This window comes from Kocuria sp. (genome assembly GCF_030538595.1).
Lineage (GTDB): Bacteria > Actinomycetota > Actinomycetes > Actinomycetales > Micrococcaceae > Kocuria.
This window is the reverse complement of the sequence record NZ_JAUNTS010000002.1, coordinates 116049-142092: the sequence shown is the minus strand read 5'-3', so window position 1 is coordinate 142092 and position 26044 is coordinate 116049. Positions and strand designations below refer to the sequence as shown.

Genomic DNA, 26044 nt, shown 5'->3' with positions numbered 1-26044 from the left:
AGCACCGCCTGTAGCCGGTGGTCTCAACAACAAGCGGTGAACTCACGTTGATGGGGAGGTTCTGCGCAGTCCTTTGATCACGCGCGCTGCCCAGAACGGACCTTCGTACAGAAACGCGGTGTAGCCCTGGACCAGGTCAGCGCCGGCATCCAGCGCCGCCCGGGCATCCGCTGCCGTTGTCACACCACCCACACCGATGATGGTCAGCCCTGATCCCACATGTGAGCGCAGCAGCCGGATGACCTCCAAGGATCGTTTCCGCAGCGGTGCCCCGGACAATCCCCCAGCCCCGCAGGCCTCCACCTCCGCTGGAGGGGTCTGCAGACCCAGCCCGTCACGCGCAATGGTGGTGTTGGTGGCCACAATCCCGTCCAGTCCGCATTCTAACGCCAGATCCCCCACGGCGCGAATGTCCTCATCCGCCAAGTCAGGGGCAATCTTGACCAGCAGCGGGAGATGCCGGGGGGCAACCTGATCAGCGACTTCGCGCACGGCCGTCAGAATGGGGCGCAGCGACTCAACAGCCTGAAGTTCGCGCAGCCCCGGGGTGTTCGGCGAGGACACATTGACCACCAGATAATCCGCGTGGGGTGCCAGTTCGCGGGTTGAGCGCCGGTAGTCGTCCACGGCTGCAGAGAGCTCCACCGCCTTGGTCTTGCCGATGTTGACTCCAATGATCGGTCGCGGGCGGCCGGACCAATCACGCTCCAGTTCTGCTCGTGCACGGCGGACGCGGGGGGCGACGACGACGGCGCCGTCGTTGTTGAATCCCATCCTGTTGATCACGGCGCGGTCAGCCACCAGACGGAACAAGCGCGGTGCAGGGTTGCCCGGCTGCGCCTGCCCCGTGACGGTTCCGATTTCCACGTGCCCGAATCCGAGGTCAGCCAGTGCGGGGATACCCGTGGCGCCCTTGTCAAAACCTGCGGCCAAACCAAAACGGGATGGAAAGCGCAGCCCCATCAACTCCACTGCATCCTCCGGCCGGGCGGCGGTGAAGCGCCGCAGTAGCCGGGAGGTCCCCGTCTTCCTGCACAACTTGATGCCCGCAAAGCCCAGGTGATGTGCACGTTCCGGATCCATCCAGGAAAAGCCAACCTTGAAGAACGTAGGGTAGAAGCGCATGACAGCAGTGTCCCACGGACGAATGTGTGAAGGGTGGCGGCCACGTGGAGTGGACTGAGGACGTCCTTGGCCCGGATTTCAGCGTGCACCAAGTTGCCGTGAGCGGTCGTGGAGTTCACACCACGATCTCCCTGGTCCGCTACAACCCGGGCCCCAGCGCACCCGTACGGGGCTCGGTGCTCTACGTCCACGGATGGTCGGACTACTTTGCCAACCCTGAACTGGCCCGCCATGTGGCCGCTGCCGGATACCACTTCTACGCCTTGGACTTCCACGGCTACGGTCGAAATCTCACCGATTCCATTCTGGCCACCGGGCAGATTCCCGGAATGGCCGATGACCTCAACGAATACGCAGAGGACTTCCAGGCCGCCAGAACAGCCATGGAACAGGACGGCGCCCCCTCAGACCCCGATCACCTGGTGGTGATAGCCCACTCCACAGGCGGGTTGGCCATGTCCCTCTTGCTCATGGAGCAACCCGGGCAGGTTGCAGGCTTGGCGTTGGCCACGCCCTGGATTGCACCGCAAGGATTCGCCTGGTTGGACAACGTGATCCGCGCAGTCGCCCACGTGATGCCAAAAGCCTGGCAAGATCGCCGGATCCCTGTACCCGTGAACACCAACTACCACCGCACGCTTTCGGCCGACCGGGAAGGTTCCTGGCAAGTGGATCCCAGGTGGCGGCCCAAGAACTCGTTTCCCATCACGATGAACCTGCTGGCCTCCACCGCCCGTGCTCGTCTGCGCCTCCTGGAACTGGGCCGGACCGGGCAAGGCGTGGGGGCACCGGTTCTACTGCAGATCTCCTCCAGGAGTTTGTTGGTGCCGTGGTGGGATGACCGCATGCACGCAGCAGACACCGTTTTGGACGTCCGAGCCATACGACGCCGCATCGGCCTGCTGAGCCGCACCCCCACCGTGATCAGCTACCCCGGTGCCATCCACGACGTACACCGCTCCGCCCCATCCATCCGTGGCCGAGCCTTTGCCGACCTTCAGGCCTGGCTCTCCGAATTGCCGTTGGCCTGAGCTGCAGTATTGGGCTGAGCTGGCGTATTGGCCTGGGCACCCAGATTGGGCTGAGCTGCAGTACTCGGTTGCTCTGCGGTATTGGGTCGGTCGATGGCCCCGCCGTAGCGACGATCCCTCCGCGCGTACTGTTCAACCGCCTCCCACAGCGTCCGCCGGTCAACATCTGGCCACAGGACATCCTGGAACACCATTTCTGCGTAGGCCGATTGCCACAGCAGGAAGTTGGACAGCCGTTGCTCACCGGAAGAGCGTAGAAAGAGGTCCACATCTGGAAGATCAGGCTCATCCAGATACGCCTGGACGGTACTCTCATCCACCTTCTTGGGATTGATCTTGCCCGCGACGGCGTCCCGCGCAATGGCGGCAGCGGCATCGGCGATTTCGGCCCGCCCACCGTAGTTGACGCACATGGTCAACGTGGTGACATTGTGATCGGCGGTCTCACGTTCGGCGGTCTCCAGCCGGTCAATCACGGATCGCCACAGCCGCGGACGCCTACCGGCCCATCGAATCCGCACTCCCCATTCGTGGAAGGTGGCCAACTGCCGCTCCATCACCTCCGCCGTGAAGTTCATGATGAAACTGACTTCTGCGGGCGAGCGCTTCCAATTCTCCGTGGAAAAAGCATAGGCGGAGACATACGGTATGCCCAGCTCGATGGCCCCCGCGACCACGTCCACGAGCGCGCGTTCCCCGGCGCGGTGGCCTTCATTGCGGGTCAGGCCGCGTTCATTGGCCCAGCGACCGTTGCCGTCCATGACCACAGCCACGTGGCGCGGCAGAAACCTGCGGGGAATGGCCGGTGCCTGAGCTCCACTGGGGTGAGGCGGTGGTGGCGCAAATCGAGTCATGAGCGTTCAGTTCCTTTCAACCAAGGCCAGGGCGCGCACGGTCTTCTCCAGGTGGAACTGGACGTAGCTGCTCACCAGTCCTGCGGCAGCCCGGGCCACACGTGGCGGGGCTTGATCCACGTGCTCCCAACGCCCGGTCACCAGGGCTTCCAGGTATTCCAGGGTGGCCGCATCAGGTGCCAGTGCTCCTGGCGGCCTGCAGTTGGCGCACACCACGCCGCCCAGTTCCGCGCTGAACGCACGGTGGGGGCCCGGTTCTCCGCACCGCGCGCAGTCCGTGAACGACGGCGCCCAGCCCGCCACGGAGACCGCGCGCATCAGGTAGGAGTCCAGAATGGCGGCGGGATCGTGCAAGCCCCGTGCCAAGGCAGAAAGTGCTCCGACAACCAGGAGATAGTGCTGGCCGGATTCGTCGTCGTCGTTTTCGGTGATGTTTTCTGCTGCCTCCACAATGGCGGCCGCCGCGGTGAACTTTGCGTAGTCCGCAGCGATCGGAGAAGCCCACCCCTTGCGGCCCACGGCCTGGGAGACAATGTCCAGGTTACGCCCGTGGACCAGCTGTAAATCCGAGACGTTGAAGGGCTCCAGGCGAGATCCAAACCGGGACGTGGTACGGCGGATTCCCTTGGCAACGGCCCGCACCTGCCCGTGGTCACGGGTCAGGAGCACCACAATCCGGTCCGCCTCCCCCAACGGGTAGGTCCGCAGGACCACCCCGGTGTCCCGGTAGGACTTGGAGGCGAACGATGTTGCACGTGGCATGTGTGGTGCTCCTGCCCGCGATCAGGCCCGCTGGGCGTCCCGCACGGCACGGTTCACTGCGGACACAATGGCCTTCAGCGACGAACGGGTGGTGGAGGAGTCGATACCGGCGCCCCAGAGCACCCGTTCGCCGACTGCCAGTTCAACGTAGGAGGCTGCCTGAGCATCCGCCGCGGCGGAGAGCGTGTGCTCCGTGTAGTCCAAGAGCCGCAAATCAATGCCCTCGCTCTGGAACAGGCGAATCATGGCATCAATGGGACCGTTGCCGGAGCCGGTGCGTTCCACCGTGTGCCCGTCAATCTCCAATCCGATCTCCAGGCGAGTGTCCCCGTCAGCCTCTGAAGTGGTGCTGATGGTGCTCACCCGGTAACGGCCCCAGCGCTGTCCTGAACTGTCAGCCGGCAGATACTCGTCTTGGAAAATGTCCCAGAGCTGTGCACCGGAAACCTCGGTGCCGACGGTTTCCGTGTGCTTCTGCACGACGGCCGAAAACTCGATCTGCGCACGGCGCGGCAGATCCAAGCCGTGGTCCGCCTTCAAGAGGTAAGCCACTCCGCCCTTGCCCGACTGGGAATTCACCCGGATCACGGCTTCATAGCTACGGCCCAGATCCTTGGGATCAATCGGCAGGTAGGGAACCGCCCACACCAACTCTTCCGTGCTCTTGCCCTGCGCCTGAGCATCCACCTCCATGGCCTCAAAGCCCTTTTTGATGGCGTCCTGGTGGGAACCCGAGAACGCTGTGAACACCAGGTCACCCCCGTAAGGCGAGCGTTCCGGAACGGGCAGCTGATTGCAGTGCTCCACGGTCCGGCGAATTTCGTCAATGTTGGAGAAGTCGATCTGAGGATCCACGCCCTGAGTCAGCAGATTCAAGCCAAGGGTCACCAAATCCACATTGCCCGTGCGTTCGCCGTTTCCGAACAGGCAGCCTTCAATGCGGTCGGCACCGGCCAGGTAGCCCAACTCAGCGGCGGCAACACCCGTACCGCGGTCATTGTGCGGGTGCAGGGAGAGAACGGTGGCGTCACGGTTGTAGAGGTTACGCGTCATCCACTCAATGGAATCCGCGTACACATTGGGGGTTGCCATCTCCACGGTGGCGGGCAGATTCAGGATCATTTCCCGGCCTGGACCAATCTCAAAGGTCTCCGCAACCTCATTGGCAATCCGGGCCGCAAATTCCACCTCGGTGCCCGTGAATGATTCCGGCGAATACTCGTAGGTGACACGGGTGGATTTCAGCTGTTCTTCGTACTTCATGCACAGCCGCGCCCCGGTCAACGCGATGTCAACAATGCCGTCCTGATCCTCCCGGAACACCACCTTGCGCTGCAGTACGGAGGTGGAGTTGTAGAGGTGCACGATCGCCTGCGGGGCGCCGTCGATCGCCTCAAAGGTTCGTTCGATCAGATGCTCCCGGGACTGGGTCAAGACCTGGATGGAGACATCCTCCGGGACACGATCCTCCTCAATCAGACGCCGCACAAAATCAAAGTCTGTCTGGGAGGCGGAGGGGAATCCCACCTCGATCTCCTTGTAGCCCATGTTCACCAGCAACTCGAACATCCGCAGTTTGCGGTTGGAGTCCATGGGGTCGATCAGCGCTTGGTTGCCATCGCGCAGGTCCACTGCACACCAGCGCGGTGCGTGTGTGATGACTCTGTCCGGCCACGTGCGGTCCGTGAGATCGAACGGCAACTGCTGGTGGTAGGGAACGTACTTGTGGACGGGCATGCCGGAGGGCTGCTGACGATTGGTGGAAGATGAGCTGTGCATGGCGAAAGACCTGTTCTTTCCTGATTCCCAAAAAGGCGTCACGGCAACCGCAACTTCCCGGCGAATACGCGGGGTTACCCAGAAGAGCACCCGGATTCAAGACGTTACCGGAGGCATACATGGGGGTTGGTTGGGTCACCTGTGACGGGCCGGGCACCACAAACACCGCAACGGGAGTCCGGCCCACAATGGTGGCTGTCAGGACCCGCTGCGGCACCTAAGCAGAAGCAAGTGGGCCGTGCGCATGTCTGAAAACTATCACTTGGTGGCCTCTGTTACAGCCACAACTCACTGTTGGCAGGTGAACTGCTCGGCCGTTTGGCCGGAGAGTCCTTGCGGCACGGAGCTGTCCATCTCCATGCGATCCCCGGAGGTGAAATCCTCACCGATCACCAGCTGCACCGTGGTGTCAGGATCACCTGCTGCCACCAATTGGCTCTCCGGAATGCCCAGCTCGTCAGCCACCTGCTTGGCTGCCGAAAGCCACCCGGGACCGTAGAGAATCTGGGTACCGGGCAGAATCTCCTGGGACTTCTCCCCCTCCGTGGTCTGCGTGTAGTCAGCATCCGCAAGGACCTTCATCAGTTCCTTGGCGCGCCCGGAGGTGTCGGAGGCATCCACCACCTCAATGGGAATGTCAGCCGGGTTGAACAACAGCACTGAGGACTCGTCTGAGGCGGCAGCATCCTGCGTGGACTCCGGCTGGGCCCCCTCCACTGCGGAACCCGTGGCGGAGTCGGTGGCCGCGTCCGTGGACTGCGTTGCGGAATCCGTGGCGTCGGCAGAGATCTGAGCCTCATCGGTCAAAGACCCGTCCGCGCGCAGAATGTGAAACAGCTCTTCAGCTTGGGGCTCGGCCAACTGCAACCTGTTGGGATCCAACGGGTACACCTCACTGGGCGCGGCAACAAACACCACATTGGCCAGATCCACCCCGGACATCATGCCGGCAATGCTGACAATCCTGGTGATGTTGCCCAGATCCTCGTCCACGTGAAGGTTGCTGGTCATCACATCGGCAATCTCATAGAGCTTGCCCGGGTTGGTCAGCGTGCCCTCTTCCTTGACTTTGCGTGCCAGGGAGGCCATGAACTGCTGCTGGGACCGGATCCGAGATTCGTCTCCGCCATCGCCGAAGGCCGCGCGCGAACGCAGGAACGCAAGAGCCTGCTCACCTTCGATGGTGGAGACACCTGCTGGTAGTTCCAGACCGGACTTGGGATCGTCCACGGCCTGATTCACGCAGACTTCCACGCCGCCAACGGTGCGGGAGAGCTCCGTGACTGCGTTGAAATCGGCCAGCATGAAGTGGTCAATGCTCAGACCGGTCATCTGATTGATGGTGGCCACGGTGCAGCCGGGTCCGCCATTTTCTGCGGCGGTGTTCAACATGGCGTTGTCGACGGCCTCGTAGACCTCGCCGGTTGTGGGGTCAGTGCATTCGGGAATGTCCACGATCAGGTCCCGCTGGAACGAGACCACCGTGACGTTGTCCCGGTTTTCGGAGATGTGCAGCAGCATCATGACGTCCGTTCGGCCATCTCCGTTGCCGTACTCAACGTCACCGTACTGTTCGTTGCCTTCACCCTGGCGCGTGTCCGAGCCCATGATCAAAATGTCCATGGGGCCGTCATCCGTGCTCTGGTCATTGCCCAGATTCAGCGGACTGGTCATCAAGTTCTGTTGCAGCCGGTAGACCCCCAAGCCGCCAACCACCAACACCACGGCCAAGCCCATGGCCAAGCTGATCAGCGCCCAGCGCATGGCGCGGCTCCGCCCAGCTTGTGCGCTCCAGTGCCGCCCCGCTTGGCGGGTGTCCGCCCACTGGGTGCGCTCACCGGTTGGGGTGTTGTGCTTCACGAATAGAGCTCCAGTGGGTTACGGCCGCACGTTGATCTGCGGCCTACAGATGAAACAGTACTCACAGAGGTTTGAACCAAGAGATTACGCGCCCCCGGGCCCCACACCGCAACCGGGTGCACGCTGTGCTTGAACTCCCGGCAGACTACAGGCCATCTTTGGGATTACGCATGATGGTGGTCACGTATCAACAAGCTGTTACACGGTGTGAGTGCGTTGTGGTGGCGTCTCAGAAGCCCAATCGGGAGAGCTGGCGGGGGTCCCGTTGCCACTCCTTGGCCACCTTGACGTGCAGGTCCAGGTAGACCTTGGTGCCCAGCATCTTCTCGATCTGTTGGCGGGCGGTCGCCCCAATTTCTCTCAACCGCGCACCACCTTTGCCAATCACAATGGCTTTCTGGGAGGGCCGCTCCACGTACAGGGAGACGTGAACATCCATCATGGGGTCATCTTCCGGGCGGTCTTCACGCGCCACCATCTCCTCACAGACAGCCGCCAAGGAATGTGGCAGTTCATCCCGCACCCCTTCCAAGGCAGCTTCGCGCACCAACTCGGCAATCATGGTCAGCTCGGGTTCATCGGTGAGTTCGCCATCCGGGTACAGAGGTGGGGAGACGGGCATGTGGGAGATCAAGAGTGCTGCCAGAGCCTCCACCTGGAAACCGTCCACGGCGCTGACCGGAATCACATCCGTGAACCCCAGGTCCGACGGCGTCGGCTTGGCCTGGTAGGTTTTGCCCTTTTTCTCAGCGCGGACTCCCTTGCGCCGTTCGGTCTCCACGAACTCGGCCGTCAGCACCTCCCGCCCCAGGGCCTCAACGGCCAACAGCTGTTCGGTCAGCTGCTGCCGCGACACCGTATCGGCCTTGGTCACAATGGCCACAATGGGACGGCCGCCCGTTTGAGCCAGTTGTTCGGCCACGTATTTGTCTCCGGGACCAATTTTCTCATTGGCTGGGATGCACAGCCCCAGGACATCCACTTCACTCAAAGTCTCCGCCACCAGATCATTGAGGCGTTCGCCCAGCAGAGTGCGCGGACGGTGAACCCCGGGAGTGTCCACCAGCACCAGCTGGCCATCGGGGCGATGCACAATTCCGCGGATGGTGTGGCGCGTGGTTTGCGGACGGTTGGAGGTGATGGCCACCTTCTCCCCCACCAACGCATTGGTCAACGTGGACTTACCCGCGTTGGGGCGGCCTACCAGTACGGCAAAGCCCGCACGGAAATTTGAGTCGGCAGCCAAGAAATCGGCACCCACGGTGGGCTCCTTTCGGTTGAATTACTGCATCGTCTCGATCGGTGCCGGTCGGCCCAAGAATCCGCTCAGCAGATCACGCTGCACACGGAACATGACTTCGCGCTCGTCGTCGTCCTGGTGATCGTGGCCCAGCAGATGAAGAATCCCGTGCACGGTCAGCAGAAAGAACTCGTCCTCGGTGGAGTGGCCTGCGGCCAAGGCTTGCCGGGCGGCCACCGGCGGGCAGAGCACAATGTCCCCCAGCGTGCCCTCCGTGGGCTGATCGGCACTTCCGGCCTGCAATTCATCCATGGGAAAGGACATCACATCCGTGGGCCCGGGCAGATCCATCCATTCCACGTGCAGCCGCGCCATTTCCATTTCATCCACCACAGCCACCGAAAGTTCCACGGAATCAGCCAGATGCAACTGTGTGAAGCAGTAGCGCATCAGCTCCAGCTGGCGATCCGGTACGTAGGCCTCCCACGCTGCGGCATCCTGCTGCTGATCCGGGGGTAGTTGACCCGGCTGGTGCTGGAGATCAATGTCAATGTTCACGGGCTGGGGCTTTCCGGTTGTGGGCCTGCTGCGCGCTGCTGCTTGCGGCGTTCATCGCGCACACGGTTGGTGGCATCAAAATGCCCGTAAGCATCCACGATCTTGCCCACCAGCTCATGGCGTACCACGTCCTCGCTGCTCAACGTGGGGAAGGCTATGTCCTCAACGCCGCGCAGAATGTGCTGGACCTGACGCAGACCGGAGGACGTGCCACCGGGCAGATCCACCTGCGTGACGTCCCCCGTCACCACAATCTTGGAGCCGAAACCCAACCGAGTCAGAAACATCTTCATCTGTTCCGGCGTGGTGTTCTGGGCTTCATCCAGAATGATGAATGCCTCATTGAGCGTGCGCCCGCGCATGTACGCCAGCGGAGCCACCTCAATGGTTCCGGCCTCCATGAGCTTGGGGATGGTCTCTGGATCCAGCATGTCGTGCAACGCGTCGTAGAGCGGGCGCAGATAAGGGTCGATCTTGTCCGTGAGGGTGCCCGGAAGGAACCCCAACCGCTCGCCGGCCTCGACCGCGGGGCGGGTCAGGATGATCCGGGAGACCTCCTTGGCCTGCAACGCTTGCACCGCTTTGGCCATGGCCAAATACGTTTTGCCCGTACCCGCCGGGCCAATCCCGAACACAATGGTGTTCTGGTCAATGGCATCCGTGTAGAGCTTCTGATTGACGGTTTTGGGACGAATGGTTCGCCCGCGGGAGGAGAGAATGTCCTGATTCAGTGCCGCAGACGGCCTTGCGGCAGCATCACGAGCCAGGATCCCCAGCAGCTGGGCGATCACCTGGGGCGTGACCAGCGTGCCTTTACGGGCCAGCGCTTGCAGTTCCGCCAGCAGAGCCACCACGACGGCGGCGTCCTCCTCCTTGCCTTCAACCACCACCTGGAGGTCCTTGGCAAAGAGTTTGGTGCCCGGGCGGGCCAGTTCAATTTGCGTCAGGGCGGCATCACCTTGGCCCAGGCAGCGGACCATGGTTTCGCGGTCGGCAAAAGTCATGACGCGGCGATCCCGCTGGGACTTGGTGCTGCGGGCGGAATCTGACTCCGGGACGGTGCGGGTGGACGGTGCAGTGGGGTCTTGCATGGCGACGGCGCTGTGGCCAGTTCTCGCTTTCCGTGGGTGAGGGACGCGTTGCCCTCAGTGATGGCCGACGACTGTGGCCGATGTGCTGGGTCCAGCGTACCGCCGGTGCAAAAGATTCCGATTTGGTATCGGTCTGCCGTGAGGCCGGCCGAACAGCTGCGCGGTGACGCTGCCTTGTGGTTGTGTAGTGCGCCGTGTACGGAACCGGTCAGTAACTTGTGGACCGGAAAGTACTTGAAAACCACGGGAACACTCTGGGCAACTGACCGCAACTCACCGTTTGGAAGGAGGACAGCGTGCCGCGATCCATCAAGCATCACACCCCAGGTCAACGCGGTGTGCGAACCGCCGTGGGGGTGGGTCTTGCCACTGTCCTCACCCTGGTGGCGTGTAGTCCCTCCAACGGATCCGTTCAGCCCAGCGCCGCAGACACTGTCAACCTGGACTCCCCCTCCACGGGTACTGCTCAGGCAGCTGAATCCACGGTGACTGTGTACTGGGTGGCGGCTGGAAACACGGACCACCAGCTGGTCCGGGACTCCGTTCGGGTCAGTTCCTCCACTACCGCAGATCCCATTGAATCGGCAGTTCTGGCCATGACGCAGACCCGCCCGGCCGACACCGCACAGAGCACGCTGTGGACGCCGGTGACCCGCGTGGGAACTTCCTTCACCCGGGGAGTCATCACCGTGGATCTACCCTCCAGCGTGGTCGCCCGTCATCTTGATGCGGACCGCGCCGAGTTGGCCACTCAGCAGTTGGTGCACACCGTGGTGGCCGCTGCACAGGATTCCGGCTTGTTGAGCACTGAGGCTCAGCCGACCGTGCGGATCTTGATTGACGGCACCCCGCAGCAGGAGATCTTCGGTTCCTACACCCTGCCGGAGAAGATCACAGCGGATACAGCTGCCCTGTAGTCTCCGTCAGTCCCAGCGGCCCGTGACCACATTCAGAAGGGCCACAGCGGCGGCCCCCGCCGTGGAGCTGCGCAGGACTTCCGGCCCCAGTACAGCAGCCCGGGCACCCCGAGCGGTCAGCCCTTCCAGCTCCGCCTCGCTGATGCCACCTTCTGGACCCACCACCACGGCGATGTCGGTGAGCCCACGAGTCCCCGCGTGACCGGCCTCTGCACCCTCTGCCGGCTGCGCACGCAAACCAGCCACCAGGCTGATTTCAGCTTGTTCGTGCAGCACCCACCACTGAGTCTGCGGGGAGGACTCCACCAGCCGGAGGAGTCCCGCCGTGTCCACGGGCTCGTGCAGCACGGGCCACAGGCTGCGCCGCGACTGTTTGGCAGCGGACGTGATGGTGTTCTGCCACTTTTCGAGTTGCTTGTGCTGACGCTCCGGGCGGAATCGGGCAACGGAACGCTCGGCCTGCCAGGCGACGACGTCGTTGATCCCCAGTTCCGTGCAGGCTTCCACGGCCTGGAGGTCACGGTCCCCCTTGGCCAGGGCTTGAACCAGGGTGAACCGAACGGCCGGTGGGTCTGCGTGATGCGTGGCGCGCACCGTGAGGTTCAGGCTGTCTTTGGAGGCTGCTTCAACCTCCGCCGTCACCCGAGTGCCGGCTCCGTCCACCACGTCCAGGAGTTCACCGCGGCCCAGCCTCCGAACGGTGGCGGCGTGGCGAGCCTCAGCACCGGTCAGCAGGAAGTGATCCCCCGCCGTGTAGGTGGCCAGCGCGGGGTCTTCCGCGTGGAAAACCGGCAGGCTCACGATTCAGCAAACCGATCCCGCAAGCGGGAGAAGAAGCCACCCTGGCCGCGTTCCGCGGTGGTGCTCACCGCCGTACCCGTGTGCTGGTCCTCACCACGCAACTGCGCGAGTTCCCGCAAGAGATCACGCTGCCGGTCATCCAGGTGAGTGGGGGTTTCCACCTCCAGGTGCACCACCAGGTTGCCGCGGGCGCCATCACGGCTGTTGAGTTTACCCGAACCCAAGCCGTGCACCACCCGGGTCTGTCCAGATTGAGTTCCGGGCTCCACCGCGATTTCCTGCGGGCCGTCAAAGGTGTCCACCTTCAAGGTGGTGCCCAGGCTGGCAGCCACCATGGGAACTCGAACCACCATGTGGAGGTCGTCACCGTCACGGCGGAAGGTGGGGTCGCTCTGCACGCGGGTTTCCACGTACAGATCCCCGTTGGGTCCACCGGCAGTGCCCGCTTCCCCTTGACCGGAAAGCCTGATGCGGGTTCCGGTGCGCACCCCAGCCGGGATCTTGACGTTGAGCTGACGCTTGTCCCGCACGCGGCCCTGTCCGTGACATTCCTGGCACGGGCTCTTGATCACGCTGCCGAAACCTTCGCACGCATGGCACGGAGCCACGGTCATCACGGTGCCCAGCGGGGAGCGAATGGGCTGCCGCACCTGACCCGCACCGCCACAGACCGTGCACTGTTCCGGGTGGGTGCCCGGCTGACAGCACGTTCCTTGGCACTCCGGGCAGGTCACGGCGGTGTCCACCGTGATCCGCTTGTCTGTCCCGAATACGGCCTCCTGCAAGGAGATCCGTTCCGTGATGAGGGCGTCCTGCCCCTGCCGGGTCCGGGATTTGGGGCCCTGTTGACCACCGGCACCCTGGAAGAAGGCGTCAAAGATGTCACCAAAGCCACCGAATCCGCCACCACCACCAAAGCCGCCGCCAAAACCGGCCTGACCGTTTTCATCTCCGGTGGCGTCATAAATCCGGCGTTTTTCCGGATCGGAGAGGACATCGTTGGCGTGAGCCACACGTTTGAACTCTTCCGCAGCCTCCGGTGAAGGATTCACGTCAGGGTGCAGGGTCCGGGCTTTCTTGCGGTAAGCCCTCTTGATCTCCTCAGCGCTAGCATCCCGGGAGACGCCCAGTGTCTGGTAGTGATCGCTCAACGATTAGTCCATTTCCGTGTGTGACAGTAATTTCTGCATCAGTCAGGCTACCGGCGCGCGGCCCCGGAAGCCGGATGACCTAAGAATCCAACAGCCGCGAGAGGTAGCGGGCCACCGCGCGTACGGCCGCCATGGTGTGGGGGTAATCCATCCGTGTTGGCCCCAGGACGCCCAGCTTGGCCGATTCCTGCGGTCCGTAACCCGTGGCCACCACGGAAGTTTCCATCAGGGGGTCCGAGGAGTCCTCGGCACCGATGCGCACGGCAATTCCGCGTTCGTCCTGCTGCATCTCAGACAGCAGTCTGAGCAGAGCCACCTGTTCCTCCAGGGCTTCCAGCACCGGCCCGATTGTACGAGCAAAATCGCCCGTGGACTGCGCAAGGTTGGCTGTTCCGGCCATCACCATGCGCTGCTCCGAGCTGGAGGCCGCCAGCACGTGCAGGGCCTCCGCCACGGCCAAGAGTACGGGCCGCTGTTCGGCCGGAGCGTTCACGGCACTGGCTCCCAGCAGCGGTGCCGCTTCCACCACGGCTCTGGCACCCACCGCAGCCAAGACACGCTTACGCGCATCCATCACCACGTGATCATCCACGGGCTGGGGCACCGTGATGGTTCGTTGTGACACCCGCCCATCAGTGGGGATCAACACCACCAGAACGTGGTGGGAGTCCATCCGCACCAACTCCACGTGCCGAATGGTGATGGTGGCACTGACCGGATACTGCACCACGGCCACCTGATGCGTCAGCTGAGCCAAGAGACGCACGGAACGCTCCATGACGTCGTCGATGTCCTCAGCCCCCTCCAACAGCGTTCGGATGGCGCGGCGTTGCGGCGGCGTGAGCGGTTTGAGGGAGGTGATCTGGTCCACGAACGTGCGGTAACCCTTTTCCGTGGGAATCCGCCCCGCGCTGGTGTGCGGGGCCATGATCAGTCCCTCTTCCTCCAGCACGCCCATGTCATTGCGGACCGTGGCGGAGGAAACCCCCAAGTGATGGCGTTCCACAAGAGCTTGAGAGCCAACGGGCTCGCGGGAATGGACATAGTCCTCCACTATCGCTTGCAGCACTTGCTGGCGACGCGGGTGATCCATGGCTCCCTCCTCTGCTGGATTCCGCCCAAGAGTCTAACGGGACAGGTCATTCGGGGACCGGGCTGCGCCCGCTTGATACGCTCGCGGCTGATTCGCGGGCCAGCACCCGCAAGCACCATCACTTCAACCAGGAGCGTCATGTCCAATTCTGCGTGGGGGCCCACCAGCCTGGAGGACCTGAATCGGCAACGTCGGGGCCCACAAGCCAAGAGCTTGCCCGTGGCCAGGGGAATGGTCCTGGAGGAAATCTCCTCCGGGTGGGTGGGCGCCGTCGTTGGTCTGGAAACCATTGGTGGGATGCGGGTCCTGAGTTTGGAGGACCGTCGCGGCAAGATCCGGGCCTTCCCCCTGGGCCCCGGGTTCCTTTTTGAAGGCCAGCCTGTGATCGCGGCGGAACCGCGGCGGGCTGCGGCTCCGGCTGCCCCTCAGCGCACCCGTTCAGGTTCCGTGGAGGTGGAGGGTTTCCGCGCGCGCACGGCGCAAGCCTCCCGGATTTGGGTGGAAGGCAAACACGACGCCGAACTGGTGGCCAAAGTCTGGGGTCATGACCTGGCCGTGGAGGGAATTGTGGTGGAGCCCCTGCACGGCGTGGATGATCTAGCTGCAGCCATCAGGGAGTTTCAGCCAGGCCCAACCCGCAGATTGGGCATTCTGGTGGACCACCTGGTGGCGGGTTCCAAAGAATCCAGGATTGCCGCCGAGGCCATGAAAGTTCCCGCAGCACCGGGCAATGTCCTGATCCTGGGCCATCCCTACATTGACATCTGGCAGGCGGTGAAACCATCTGTTCTGGGGATTGCTGCCTGGCCGCAGGTCCCCCGCGGAACTGATTGGAAAACGGGTATCTGCCGGGGGCTGGGGTGGCCATCTGCCAGCGCTGAAGACACCGGTAAAGCCTGGAGTCATATTCTTTCCCGGGTAGAAACCTATGCAGATCTGGAACCGCAACTACTGGGGCGGGTTGAAGAACTCATTGATTTTGTCACCGTGCCCGGCAATGGCACTTCCGGCGGGTAAACTCTGCCCTGACCATGGTGCTGCTTCCTCCGGTCACTGCAATCAAGGTCGGCAATCTGAGTCGGCCGACTCAGAAAACCTGAGCCGGTCTGAATCAATGTCCGCCAACCAGGGTGTGGTTTTACCCACCCCGGGTGACCAGGTGAGCGGTGGCAGCCCAACTCAGACCAAGTGACCGCACACCCTGTGCGGTCTTGATCACAAAGGTAGACCGTGGCCGTTTCGACCAACAGCAGCCGGCGACCCGACGAGGACGACTCCGCCCGCAACGTGGACGCTGAGACCTCCCCCGCCGCTGAGACCACCCGCGAGGCGGATTCAGTGACCCCGCCCGAGTCCTCCAGCACCGCAGGCGCCCCGGGCACCCCCCAAGGGACACCATTTGAGGGAATTTCCGCGCGGCCCCGCCCCGTGAGCGTGTCTGAGGACCAACAGACGGCCACCTTGGCGCACATGCTGGGCATTGCCGGATGTCTGCCCGCCATCGTGATTCACCGGTGGTCGCGCGGGCGTGCCCGTTTCACCGAGCAGGAGTCCCTGGAAGCTGCCAACTTCACCTTGGCCCCCAGCTTGGTCATCCTGGTCTGCGCTCTGTTGGCTTTTGTGCCGTACGTGGGCTGGATCTTCGCTTTGGTTGGCGCTGCCACCTGGCTGTTCCTGGCCGTGTGTTCCCTCCAAGGTGCCATCGTGGTCAACAAGGGACGGCCCTTTGTCTACCGCTTCAACACGTACCTGTACGATCTGCTGACCAGGCGCCGTGCCGAGCGCAAGGCGGCACGGATGTCTTCCGGTCCCATGACGGCCACCGGTGAGATTGTCAGCGTGCGGCCCAAGGATCAGTGACCCTGGAGCGCAGTGATCCTGGAGCGCAGCGGCGTCACTGCGGCAGTAATCGCCTCACCACTGCGTCCCCCAGCAGTCGCCCAGGGCGGGTCAACACCACTCGCCCGCGGATGGCCTGCTTCCCGTCAATCAGCCCTTCCGCCACCAGGCCCGCCACTTCCTGGCGTGCCGGGGCGTCCAACGCACTGATCGGTAACCCGTCAACCGTGCGCGTTTCCAGCATGATGCGTTCAAACTGCTGCGTGTCCACGGCCAGGGTTTCACGTCCGGCGGCGGGCGACTGACCTGCTCGCACAGCATTGGTGTAGGGCACGGGGTGCTTGCGGTTCCACCACCGCACGCCGCCCACATGGCTGTGGGCACCGGGCCCGATCCCCCACCAGTCCTGATTGTGCCAATAGGCAAGATTGTGGGCGGAGCGATTTTCGACGGCGCTGCGCCCGTGTGCAGCCCGGGACCAGTTGGAAATTTCATACCACTGGTAGCCGGCCTGAGCCAGGAGGTCATCTGCCAGTTCGTATTTGTCCGCCTGGTCGTCCGGGTCCACGGGCGGGATGTCCCCACGGCGGACGGCAGCAGCCATCTTGGTGCCATCCTCCACGATCAGCGAATACGCGCTGATGTGATCAGGCTGGTAAGAGATGGCTTCCCGCACGGAGGTCTCCCAATCGGCCAGTGACTCCCCCGGTGTGCCATAGATCAGGTCCACGCTCACGGAGAGCCCCGCGTCCTTGGCCCATTGCACAGCTTTGCCCACGTTGGCGGGGTTGTGCGTGCGGTCCAGGGTGCGCAGTACGTGGGCAACCGCGGACTGCATGCCAAAGGACACGCGGGTGAAGCCTCCCCGAGCCAGCTCACGCAGATCTTCAGCGGAAACGGAGTCCGGGTTGGCCTCCGTGGTGACCTCCGCCGTGGGGTGGACGCCAAAGACCTCCCGCGCGGTGGCCAGGATGGCGGTCAAGTCCGTGGCTGCCAGACGGGTGGGCGTTCCACCACCAAAAAAGACCGTGGACAAGGCACGTTGCACTCCACCAGACGCTTTCAGGACGGAACCGGCAAACCGAATCTCGCGTTGCGCATCCAGAAAATAGGAATCTTGGGAAACCTCCCGCCCCAACTCCAGAGCGGTGTAGGTGTTGAAATCGCAATAACCGCAGCGCACCGAACAAAAGGGGACGTGAACGTAAAGACTCAGCCCACGTTCCTCCGATGTGGTGAAGGCTGAGGGAGGTAGCAGGCCATCCACGGGTGCGGGATCGCCGTCAGGCAGAGCGGGCACGCTCAGGTCTCCTTAACTGCCGGGCCAAGCCTTACTTCTTCTTCTCTGCCCCGGAGGAATCCGAGGACAAAGCAGCCACAAAGGCTTCCTGGGGTACCTCCACGCGGCCCACCATCTTCATGCGCTTCTTGCCCTCCTTCTGCTTTTCCAGGAGTTTGCGCTTACGGGAGATGTCACCGCCATAGCACTTGGAGAGCACATCCTTGCGCATGGCCCGGATGTTTTCACGGGCAATGATGCGGGAGCCAATGGCAGCCTGAATGGGAACCTCGAACTGTTGGCGCGGAATCAGATCCTTGAGTTTTCCGGCCATCATGACCCCGTAGGAGTAGGCCTTGTCCTTGTGGGTGATGGCGGAGAAGGCATCCACCCGCTCGCCCTGCAACAGCAGATCCACCTTGACCAAATCGGCGGCCTCCTGGCCTTCGGCCTTCCAGTCCAGGGAGGCGTAACCCTTGGTGCGGGATTTCAGCTGGTCAAAGAAATCCAGCACGATCTCCGCCAACGGCAACCGATAGCGCAACTCCACACGGTCTTCGGACAGGTAATCCATGCCACCCATCTGCCCCCGCTTGGATTGGCACAGCTCCATGATGGCACCCACGAACTCGGAGGGCGCCAAGATGGTGGCCGAGACCATGGGCTCGCGGATCTCCTTGATCTTGCCCTCCGGGAACTCGGACGGATTGGTCACCACCGTCTCAGTTCCGTCCTCCAGCGTGACATCGTAGGAGACCGACGGTGCGGTGGAAATCAGGGCCAGATCAAACTCGCGTTCCAGCCGTTCGCGGGTGATTTCCAGGTGCAACAGACCCAGGAAGCCGCAGCGGAAGCCAAAGCCCAGCGCGGCTGAGGTCTCCGGCTCCCACACCAGGGCGGCGTCGTTGAGCTGCAGCTTCTCCAAAGCGTCCCGCAGGGCCGGATAGTCCGAACCGTCAATGGGGAACAGCCCGGAGAACACCATGGGCTTGGGGTCCTCGTATCCGCCCAGTTCCTCCGTGGCGCCCTTGTGGGCGGCCGTCACGGTGTCGCCCACGCGCGATTGACGGACGTCCTTCACCCCGGTGATCAGGTAGCCCACCTCTCCCACACCCAACCCCTTGGTTGGTTTGGGCTCCGGGGAAATCACACCGATCTCCAGCAGTTCATGCTCAGCCCCGGTGGACATCATCTTGATGCGCTCCCGCGGTTTGAGATCTCCATCCACCACACGCACGTAGGTGACCACGCCGCGGTAGGTGTCGAACACCGAATCGAAAATCATGGCACGGCTGGCATCCCCGGCGTTGCCCACCGGAGATGGAATTTCCTGCACAATCCGATCCAGCAGAGCCTCCACGCCCTCGCCCGTTTTACCGGAGACCCGCAGCACATTTTGCGGATCCTCACCGATCAAATTGCCCAGTTCTTCCGCGTATTTCTCCGGCTGCGCTGCGGGAAGATCAATCTTGTTGAGCACCGGGATGATGGTGAGATCGTTCTCCATGGCCAGATACAAGTTGGCCAGGGTCTGTGCCTCAATGCCCTGTGCCGCATCCACCAGAAGGAGCGCGCCTTCACAGGCCGCCAGGGACCGTGAGACCTCGTAGGTGAAGTCCACGTGCCCCGGGGTGTCGATCATGTTCAGCGCAAAATCGGTGCCGTCCATCCCCCACGGCATCCGCACGGCCTGGGACTTGATGGTGATGCCACGTTCCCGCTCAATGTCCATCCGGTCCAGGTACTGGGCCTTCATCTCCCGCGGGGTCACCACCCCGGTGGCCTGCAGCATCCGGTCAGCCAGTGTGGACTTGCCGTGGTCAATGTGCGCGATGATGCAGAAATTGCGCAGCAAAGACGGGTCGGTGCGGGAGGGCACCGGCGGGACTACGGCCTGTGGGGACACAGCGGGCCTTTCATGACGGTTGGTAGTTCCGGGGGATGCTTCAGCTCACGCCAGTCAGCAACCACGACGACGACGCCGCACCCTGCGCCCGGAAGGATCAATCACACAGTGTCTCATGAGCCTTGGGTGGGATGCTGCCGTGGCGGAGCACCCGCCCCGTCGTCGTGCCTCCACCTGCGGTCCGCATTCGCCCTCAATTGGTACGCAAAACACCAAGAACCGCCTCGATCAGTGGCCATTTGCGTACCAAGTCATGCCAGCCGAGTTGGAGTTCATCATCCACGCTCCCGGAATCAGCCCTGTGGATAACTCCTGAAGCGCGCGTAACCATGCCTAGCGTGGAACGCATGCCCCGATTCAACTACCAACCCCGCCAGCCGCGCCCCATCTTGGCCACCACCGGCGCGCTCGGCAAGCGCAGCCGGTTGATGGCCAGATCTTCGGACTACGCCAAGGTGGCACACGGGCTCTGGGCACACGGTCTGCCGGGACTGGCGCCTCTGAAACCCGAGGAAATTGCGGCCCTGTGCCAGACGCATTTTGGTCCAAACTTCAAGGTGGCGGGATTCTCTGCCGCGCACATGTACGGTTTCCCGATCGGCCACACCCCGGTGTGGGTCCGCGATGCACTCGACATTGAACCCGCTGTACGTGCACAAGACCTGGCGGCGGCCATGAATACCCCGCACCTGGTCTGGACCGAAAAGCGAGGACACCATAGACACGACGGCCTCCTGGTCACAGCCGGTAGCCCCGGACCAGCTCTGCAGGGCTTGTGGGACTCACAAATCGTCAGCGCAGTCGAGTCCTTGGTGGCCATTGAGCCGTATCTGTCCGACTGGCGAGCGGTGGCCTGTCTGGATCACCTGTTGGGGATCGAGACCCAGCCTGGTCGCACCCGTTATCGGCCCTGGCGGTTGGAACAAGTCCACACGGCGTTGAACGCCATGCGCAGTTCCGGGGCTGCCAGATTGCAGCGGCTCTTGCCATTGGCCTGCGCACGGACCTGGTCACCCATGGAAACCATGGTCCGCCTCATGGCTGTGAGTTTCGGCTTACCCACCCCCACCATGAATCTCCCGGTCCTGCTCAATGACAACGGTCGGGTCCGGAAAGCTCATCTGGACGCCGGTTGGGAGGAACAGAAGGTGGGAGTTGAATACAACGGTGCCGTCCACGGCTCGGATCGTGACACCTACGGCGATGAAATGCACCGCCTGGAACTGTTCCGCGACCACGGTTGGGACATTCGAGTTCTGGTGGCTGAGGACATGCGAAACCCGGTTCGGGCTCAAGGCTGGTTGGAGTGGCTGGCCCACAGGCTTCTGTAAACCGTGGGCCCACTTGATGGGAGAGACCTCCGGCAGCCGCCTGCGGTACGCAAATCGCCACAAAAAGGCCACCACATGGGCGATTTGCGTACCGTTGCTGGCCAGATGCGTACCGGCCAGCGGGCACAGCGGATCAAGCGGCCATGCGGGTGTAGATCAACAGCATGGTGACGGCAAAGCCCACCAGGTAGTTGATCCACAAAAAGCGTTTCCACCCCAGATGAGCTCGGTGAGAGTCGGCGTCGTTGAGGCCCAGGAAGGGAATCACGTTGGCAAGGTAAGGCAGAACGAACAGGGCAGCCACCGGCCCCGGCCACGCCGTGAACAGCAGTAGTGCTCCCGCGCCGAGATACATCAGGGCGGCCACCCACACCGTGCTGCGGGCGCCAAGAACCGTGGCTATGGAGGCCAGCCCCCCTTCCCGGTCTGCCGTGACATCCTGAACCGCGCCGAAAGCCTGGGAGGCCATACCCCACAGGAAAAAGGCCACCGTCACGGCCACCAAGCTCCAGCTCCACGTGGCATCCGCCAGCACCAGGCCGAAAACCATGGGGGACACAAAATGCGTTGCGGAGGTGGCCGAATCCAGGAACGGAATTTCCTTGAACCGCAGGCCTTTGAGGCTGTAGGCCACCACTGCACCCAAGCTCACTGCCAGAACCAGCGCGGAGGCAACTGATCCTGCCACCAGCAGATAGATCACGAACGGGAGACTGGTCAGCAAAGAGGCCACCAGAATGCCGCGATGCTGAGCCCGGGGCACCACCGCGCCTTCCACTCCGCCTTTGCGCGGATTGCGAAGATCGGACTCGTAATCAAAAACATCGTTGATCCCGTACATCATGAGGTTGTACGGGATCAAAAAGAACAGGCTGCCGATCACCAATAGGTCATCCACGCGGCCCGTGCTCAGGAAATACGCCGCGGCAAAGGGATAGGCCGTATTCACCCAGGAAATGGGCCGACTGGTGGTGAACCAGGTGCTGAGCTGCTGCTTGACATGGCCTGGGCGCTGCAGTGCCCACCACAGGGCAGATAGCAGCAGCACGCCTGCCACCACGTAGGACAAATCCTCGATCGGCGCGTTCCACAACACGATTCCGCTGAGCGTGGACTGCCCGTATTCCACGAATCCGGCCATGATGATCAGCGAATCAAAGATGATGGTCAGCACCACCAGAATCCCCAGAACGACGCCGACCGTGGCCACCTTGCGCTTGATCTCCGAGATTCCAGAGCCCACCAGAAAGGCCAAGGGTACGGCGGCCAGCGCACAGAAAATCACGATGAGTTCCCAGTAGGTCACGGCTGGTTCACCTCCCGGGCATTCCCACCACGTTGACGCGCCAGATACGCAAAAAGCCTTTCCACCAGAACCACAAGGTTCATGGTCAGATAACACAGGAAGGTCAGGAAAACCACTTCTTCCAGCGGCATCTCCGGACCCAAGAGAATCCCAGAATCCAGCTCAGAGCTTCCGTGCAGGAAGATTCCGTGCACAATGCCCGCAATGTCCCACAGCAGGAAGAAGGCGACTCCCGTGACTGTGACCACCGCTGCGCGCCAGGGCGAACGAAAAAAGAACAACTTTTCCCGAGCATCCACAATGACCATGCCCGCCATGCTGAAGAGCAGGAATCCCAAATGGGCAAAGTTGAGCAGACTCATGAACTCCCGCCGCCGAATCTTGTGTGATCGTTGGTTTCCGGTAGAGGGCCCACAGAGGTGTCACCGCGAAAATCCTTCAGTACATTCTCCGCGCTGATCAAGCACATGGGCAGCCCAATTCCGGGGATGGTGGTGGACCCGCAGTAGTGCAGACCCGCAATCTTGCGGCTGCGCATGCGTCCTCGTAAGAACGCGGACTGCCGCAGCGTGTGGGCGGGGCCCAGTACATTGCCCCGCCACGCGTGGTAATCCCGCGCAAAGTCGGCCGGCCCAATGGTCTTGCGTACCACAATGCGCTCGGCAAGATCGGGGACCCCCGCCCATTGCGCGATCTGTTCGATCACCCGGTCCGCCACCGCTTCGACTTGTTTCGAGCCGCTGCGATCATCACCCCCGCTGCCAATGCTCACCTCCGCTGGAACGGGAACCAGCACAAACAGGTTCTCGTCCCCCGGGGGAGCCACGGTGGGATCGGTTTCTGATGGTTTGCACACGTAGATGGAAGCTGGATCCGGAATCCGCGTGGGGTGATCAAAGATTGCGGAGAAATTGGCATCCCAGTCTTCGGTGAACAGCAAGTTGTGGTGGGTCAGCTGCGGCAATGTGCCGCGCACTCCCAGCAACACCAGCACGGCACCCGGCCCCGTCTGCTGCTTCTCCCATCGGCTGGCGGGGTAGGTCTGCAGTTCGGGCTGCACCATCCTGGTTTCCAGATGATGCAGGTCCCCTGACGACACCACGCGATCGGCTTTCAACACGTGGGTCTCCCCCTGAACATCGCGCCATTGCACCCCGTCAACCCGGGGGCGTCGTCGTCGAGGGAATCGAGCGTTTGCCGCAGCCGGGGTGGTGAGTACCTGCTCCACCTCCGCGTTGAGTTCCACCCGGACACCGTGCTGGCGGGCCAATCGCTCCACAGCTTGGATGATGGTGAAAACCCCACCACCGGGATATTGGACCGAATCGGCCAGGTCCATGCGGGACATCAGGTGGTACATGGACGGCGTATCGCGCGGCCGGGAGGCCAAAAACACGGCGGGATACCCCAGAACCTGCCGCAGGCGGGTGTCCGTGAAGTGGCGATGGGTGAAGCCGTGCAGCGAGCCCAGAAGGTGCCGCCCCAACCGCGGAAGATGCCGCACCACCTCCGGCTTCACCAGGCGCGCAAAACTGACAGGCGAGTGAAAGGACGTGTAGAGAAAATGCTGTACGGCCAGGCGGTAGGTCAGGTCCGCCGAAGCCACGTATTCCCGGATTCGCTGTCCCGCTCCGGTCTCCTGGGACTCGAAAACCCGTGCCGTGTCGTCAAGATCTGAGCGCAGATCCAGCGGCTCGGCATAGTTCTCCCCAAAGACCCGGTAGGCCGGATCCAAGCGTTCAAGCTGCAGCTCCCGCTCAGCGGAGGTGCCCAGGAGCCGGAAAAAATGCTCAAAGACTTCCGGCATCAAATACCAGGACGGTCCCGTGTCAAAAACAAAACCGTCACGCTCGTAGCGCCCCACCCGCCCACCCGTGCGGCTTCCGCGTTCCAGAACGGTCACACGGTGCCCGTCCTTGGCCAACAGAGCTGCGGTGGCCAGGCCAGTGATCCCGGCCCCAATCACGACGACGTCGTGTGTCATGCGCTCCCATTCCTTCCCTGCAAACGCGCCACCCCACGTGCCGTTGGCGTGTTGGCGCTGACCATGGCGCGGGCCACCAGCACCAGTTTGCGAGTGTCCGGGATGCGAACCCGGCTGGTCAGCAGATCAGCTGCCGGGGTGTGCCGCAGTCTGAGGGCCAGTTCGGCAAAGAGATCGTGAGCGACCAACACCGCGGTGCGACCGTTGGCCGGCAGCTGTGGGATGACAGCGCGAGCAGCCGCCAGATCGGCATCAATCTGATCCAGGAAATCATCTTTGGATGCCTGGCTCAATGCTTGCGGGTCCGCACCGGGAAGGTAGACCCGCCCCAAGCTCTGGTAGTCCTCAGAGAGGTCGCGCAGGAAATTGACCTTTTGGAAGGCCGCCCCCAGCTGTCTGGCGCCGGCCGTGAGTTCCGAGCGGGTGTCAGCATCCACCGGGTCCGCTGCCAGAAAGAGTTGCAGGCACATCAAGCCCACCACTTCAGCAGATCCGTACACGTATTCCTGAAGGGAGGCATCTGAGTGGGTGTCCACCCCCAGATCTGCTCGCATGGAAGCAAAAAACGGGGTGATCAGATCCGCACCGATGTCCCCTTCCCGGGCGGCCAACGCAAACGCGTGCACCACAAGGTTGGTGGAAAAACCGCGATCTATCGCGGCCAGCGTCTCGACCTCCAGATCGTCCAACAACTGCTGCGCCTCATGCGGTGCCACTCCCGAACCCGCACTGGCACCGTCCACGATCTCATCGGCCACCCGGACCAGCGCGTACACCGAACGCACGTGAGTGCGCACGCTGGAGCCCAGTAAGCGGCAGGCCAATCCGAACGACGTCGAATACCGGCTGATCACGGTGGCAGCAGCAGCTTGGGCGCTGCGGTCGTAACGCTCGGCGGCAGCTCGGTCTGCCGGGTCAACGGCACTCTGCGGTTGCCCCGGGGTCATCGGATGCGCTCCACGGCATCCTGAGCCACTGCGGCCAACGCACCGGTCAGGCCCTCGGGCAGTTGCGCTGACTCGGCGACCTCCACTGCGCGCGCCGCTGCAGCACGGGCTTGCTGTTCGACGGCGCTCCGGGCACCCCCTGCCTCCAGATGCTCCCGGATGCGTGCGGCCTCCTCCGCCGTCAGATCATGGCGGCCCACCAGAGCCAACACGTCATCCGCATTGACCTGTCCTGCAGCTTCGGCAATCAGCAGGGTGTGCTTACCTTCCCGCAGATCTCCGTCTGTTGGCTTGCCAGTCTGTTGATCGCTGCCGAACACCCCCAGAAGGTCATCCGCCAGCTGGAAGGCCAACCCCAGATTCCGTCCGATCTCCCGCAGGGCTTGAATGTGGGCCTCCGGGGCGCCTGCAATGACGGCTCCAGCTTGTAAGGGGGCTTCAAAGGAGTACACGGATGTTTTGAGTCGCGTGGCTTCCAGCACGGCTTCCACGCTGGGCCGTGCCCCCGGAAGGGCGTGATCAATGTCCATCAGTTCACCAGCAGCGGAGGCGAAAACGGCGTAATCGAGCAGATCCAGGACCCGATTCAATTTCTCCCGCGACAGACCCGCGGTGGCAGTCACTCGGTGGGCGGCGGCCAAGGCCAGATCACCGGCAATGATGCCCACGCTGTACCCGTAGTGATCGGCCCGCTCCACGGTGGTCCCACCGGCCACGGCACGGTCGCGCGCAGCTTGATGCAAGGTGGGTCCGTGACGACGGCGAGGGTCGCGGTCAATGACGTCGTCGTGAATGATCAGCGCGCTGTGCAACAGCTCAAAGGCCGCTCCCACGGTGGCAACGGTGCGTCCGGCACCGTTGCGGGTAATCGCTGCGCTCGCGCCTGTGTCCGCCTGCGCATAAGCCTGGGCGGTCAGCGCCACCAGTGCCGGACGAAAGCGTTTCCCACCCTGGGTGAGCCGTTCGATCTCCGCCCAGAGCTGCGCAAAGCTGGGGGAAATTTCAACCGCACGCCGCGTGGAATCGGCGAGCACCTGTGTCAACACCTGATCGGCAACGGTGGAACTCAGGCCCCGGAGGACCACGGAGGATGTCTCCTGAGCTGCCGGAACCGCGGTACTCGGTGGGCCGGGAAGTGGACGATCAGATGAAGTCACTGCCCCATTTCATCACACTGTTTCAAGAATCGA

24 protein-coding genes are annotated in these 26044 nt (G+C 62.8%); 6 read left to right on the top strand and 18 right to left on the bottom strand.

Going from position 1 to position 26044, the window contains the following annotated elements:
• Positions 1 to 42: 42 nt before the first annotated feature.
• On the bottom strand, positions 43 to 1125 hold the full coding sequence (locus tag Q4G32_RS02915) for a quinone-dependent dihydroorotate dehydrogenase (RefSeq protein ID WP_303349153.1): 1083 nt from the start codon (positions 1123 to 1125) through the stop codon (positions 43 to 45).
• A 44-nt stretch (positions 1126 to 1169) separates the two neighbouring features.
• Here Q4G32_RS02915 and Q4G32_RS02910 point away from each other — a divergent pair, with 44 nt between their 5' ends.
• Positions 1170 to 2156, top strand: coding sequence for an alpha/beta hydrolase (locus Q4G32_RS02910; protein WP_303349152.1), 987 nt, complete (start codon positions 1170 to 1172; stop codon positions 2154 to 2156).
• Here Q4G32_RS02910 and Q4G32_RS02905 read toward each other — a convergent pair.
• From Q4G32_RS02905 to Q4G32_RS02875, 7 genes are all read right to left on the bottom strand, one after another.
• Positions 2123 to 3010 (bottom strand): isoprenyl transferase, encoded by an 888-nt coding sequence (locus Q4G32_RS02905; protein WP_303349151.1) that lies wholly within the window; start codon positions 3008 to 3010, stop codon positions 2123 to 2125. The two genes, Q4G32_RS02910 and Q4G32_RS02905, sit on opposite strands and share 34 nt — an antisense overlap.
• Positions 3011 to 3016: 6 nt before the next feature.
• A complete protein-coding gene (gene recO, locus Q4G32_RS02900) occupies positions 3017 to 3772 on the bottom strand; it encodes a DNA repair protein RecO (RefSeq protein WP_303349150.1) in 756 nt (251 codons plus the stop codon).
• A gap of 21 nt (positions 3773 to 3793) precedes the next feature.
• Positions 3794 to 5551: a 2-isopropylmalate synthase gene (leuA, locus tag Q4G32_RS02895; protein ID WP_303349149.1), complete on the bottom strand. Its 1758-nt coding sequence runs from the start codon at positions 5549 to 5551 to the stop codon at positions 3794 to 3796.
• Positions 5552 to 5839: 288 nt separating this feature from the next.
• Positions 5840 to 7411: an LCP family protein gene (locus Q4G32_RS02890; protein WP_303349148.1), complete on the bottom strand. Its 1572-nt coding sequence runs from the start codon at positions 7409 to 7411 to the stop codon at positions 5840 to 5842.
• Between the two features lie 229 nt (positions 7412 to 7640).
• Entirely contained in the window at positions 7641 to 8672 is a 1032-nt protein-coding gene (locus tag Q4G32_RS02885) for a GTPase Era (RefSeq protein WP_303349147.1), read from the bottom strand.
• 21 nt (positions 8673 to 8693) lie between these two features.
• The gene (ybeY, locus tag Q4G32_RS02880) at positions 8694 to 9110 is read right to left on the bottom strand and encodes an rRNA maturation RNase YbeY (protein ID WP_303349268.1); all 417 of its coding nucleotides are present in this window, start codon (positions 9108 to 9110) and stop codon (positions 8694 to 8696) included.
• 95 nt (positions 9111 to 9205) lie between these two features.
• Positions 9206 to 10300: a PhoH family protein gene (locus Q4G32_RS02875; protein ID WP_441327449.1), complete on the bottom strand. Its 1095-nt coding sequence runs from the start codon at positions 10298 to 10300 to the stop codon at positions 9206 to 9208.
• A 296-nt stretch (positions 10301 to 10596) separates the two neighbouring features.
• On the opposite strand from Q4G32_RS02875, the gene Q4G32_RS02870 reads away from it, so the two are divergent.
• Entirely contained in the window at positions 10597 to 11217 is a 621-nt protein-coding gene (locus Q4G32_RS02870) for a GerMN domain-containing protein (RefSeq protein WP_303349146.1), read from the top strand.
• A gap of 6 nt (positions 11218 to 11223) precedes the next feature.
• On the opposite strand, the gene Q4G32_RS02865 is transcribed toward Q4G32_RS02870, so the two are convergent.
• The 3 genes from Q4G32_RS02865 to hrcA all read right to left on the bottom strand — a co-directional run bounded on the left by Q4G32_RS02865 (position 11224) and on the right by hrcA (position 14262).
• Positions 11224 to 12018 (bottom strand): 16S rRNA (uracil(1498)-N(3))-methyltransferase, encoded by a 795-nt coding sequence (locus Q4G32_RS02865; protein ID WP_303349145.1) that lies wholly within the window; start codon positions 12016 to 12018, stop codon positions 11224 to 11226.
• On the bottom strand, positions 12015 to 13169 hold the full coding sequence (dnaJ, locus tag Q4G32_RS02860; protein ID WP_303349144.1) for a molecular chaperone DnaJ: 1155 nt from the start codon (positions 13167 to 13169) through the stop codon (positions 12015 to 12017). The genes Q4G32_RS02865 and dnaJ overlap by 4 nt, the downstream gene beginning before the upstream one ends.
• 79 nt (positions 13170 to 13248) lie before the next feature.
• Entirely contained in the window at positions 13249 to 14262 is a 1014-nt protein-coding gene (hrcA, locus tag Q4G32_RS02855; RefSeq protein WP_303349143.1) for a heat-inducible transcriptional repressor HrcA, read from the bottom strand.
• Between the two features lie 138 nt (positions 14263 to 14400).
• Here hrcA and Q4G32_RS02850 point away from each other — a divergent pair, with 138 nt between their 5' ends.
• Both Q4G32_RS02850 and Q4G32_RS02845 read left to right on the top strand, forming a co-directional pair.
• A complete protein-coding gene (locus Q4G32_RS02850) occupies positions 14401 to 15279 on the top strand; it encodes a DUF3097 domain-containing protein (protein ID WP_303349142.1) in 879 nt (292 codons plus the stop codon).
• Positions 15280 to 15492: 213 nt separating this feature from the next.
• Complete coding sequence (locus Q4G32_RS02845; RefSeq protein WP_303349141.1) at positions 15493 to 16122, top strand: DUF4870 domain-containing protein; 630 nt, start codon at positions 15493 to 15495, stop codon at positions 16120 to 16122.
• 34 nt (positions 16123 to 16156) lie between these two features.
• Here Q4G32_RS02845 and hemW read toward each other — a convergent pair whose 3' ends face one another.
• Both hemW and lepA read right to left on the bottom strand, forming a co-directional pair.
• On the bottom strand, positions 16157 to 17401 hold the full coding sequence (gene hemW, locus Q4G32_RS02840) for a radical SAM family heme chaperone HemW (RefSeq protein ID WP_303349140.1): 1245 nt from the start codon (positions 17399 to 17401) through the stop codon (positions 16157 to 16159).
• A gap of 31 nt (positions 17402 to 17432) precedes the next feature.
• Positions 17433 to 19286: a translation elongation factor 4 gene (gene lepA, locus Q4G32_RS02835; RefSeq protein ID WP_303349139.1), complete on the bottom strand. Its 1854-nt coding sequence runs from the start codon at positions 19284 to 19286 to the stop codon at positions 17433 to 17435.
• Positions 19287 to 19401: 115 nt separating this feature from the next.
• On the opposite strand from lepA, the gene Q4G32_RS02830 reads away from it, so the two are divergent.
• Entirely contained in the window at positions 19402 to 19602 is a 201-nt protein-coding gene (locus tag Q4G32_RS02830) for a hypothetical protein (RefSeq protein ID WP_303349138.1), read from the top strand.
• A 31-nt stretch (positions 19603 to 19633) separates the two neighbouring features.
• Positions 19634 to 20617, top strand: a complete 984-nt coding sequence (locus tag Q4G32_RS02825) for a hypothetical protein (protein ID WP_303349137.1) — start codon at positions 19634 to 19636, stop codon at positions 20615 to 20617.
• Between the two features lie 133 nt (positions 20618 to 20750).
• On the opposite strand, the gene Q4G32_RS02820 is transcribed toward Q4G32_RS02825, so the two are convergent.
• Genes Q4G32_RS02820 through Q4G32_RS02800 form a run of 5 tightly spaced genes read right to left on the bottom strand, consistent with a single transcriptional unit; the run spans position 20751 to position 26011 of the window.
• A complete protein-coding gene (locus Q4G32_RS02820) occupies positions 20751 to 21923 on the bottom strand; it encodes a prenyltransferase (RefSeq protein ID WP_303349136.1) in 1173 nt (390 codons plus the stop codon).
• Positions 21920 to 22285: a lycopene cyclase domain-containing protein gene (locus Q4G32_RS02815; RefSeq protein ID WP_303349135.1), complete on the bottom strand. Its 366-nt coding sequence runs from the start codon at positions 22283 to 22285 to the stop codon at positions 21920 to 21922. The genes Q4G32_RS02820 and Q4G32_RS02815 overlap by 4 nt, the downstream gene beginning before the upstream one ends.
• The gene (gene crtI / locus Q4G32_RS02810) at positions 22282 to 23907 is read right to left on the bottom strand and encodes a phytoene desaturase family protein (protein ID WP_303349134.1); all 1626 of its coding nucleotides are present in this window, start codon (positions 23905 to 23907) and stop codon (positions 22282 to 22284) included. Before crtI ends, Q4G32_RS02815 begins: the two co-directional genes overlap by 4 nt.
• On the bottom strand, positions 23904 to 24854 hold the full coding sequence (locus Q4G32_RS02805; protein ID WP_303349133.1) for a phytoene/squalene synthase family protein: 951 nt from the start codon (positions 24852 to 24854) through the stop codon (positions 23904 to 23906). The genes crtI and Q4G32_RS02805 overlap by 4 nt, the downstream gene beginning before the upstream one ends.
• Positions 24851 to 26011: a polyprenyl synthetase family protein gene (locus tag Q4G32_RS02800; RefSeq protein WP_303349132.1), complete on the bottom strand. Its 1161-nt coding sequence runs from the start codon at positions 26009 to 26011 to the stop codon at positions 24851 to 24853. The genes Q4G32_RS02805 and Q4G32_RS02800 overlap by 4 nt, the downstream gene beginning before the upstream one ends.
• Positions 26012 to 26044: the final 33 nt, after the last annotated feature.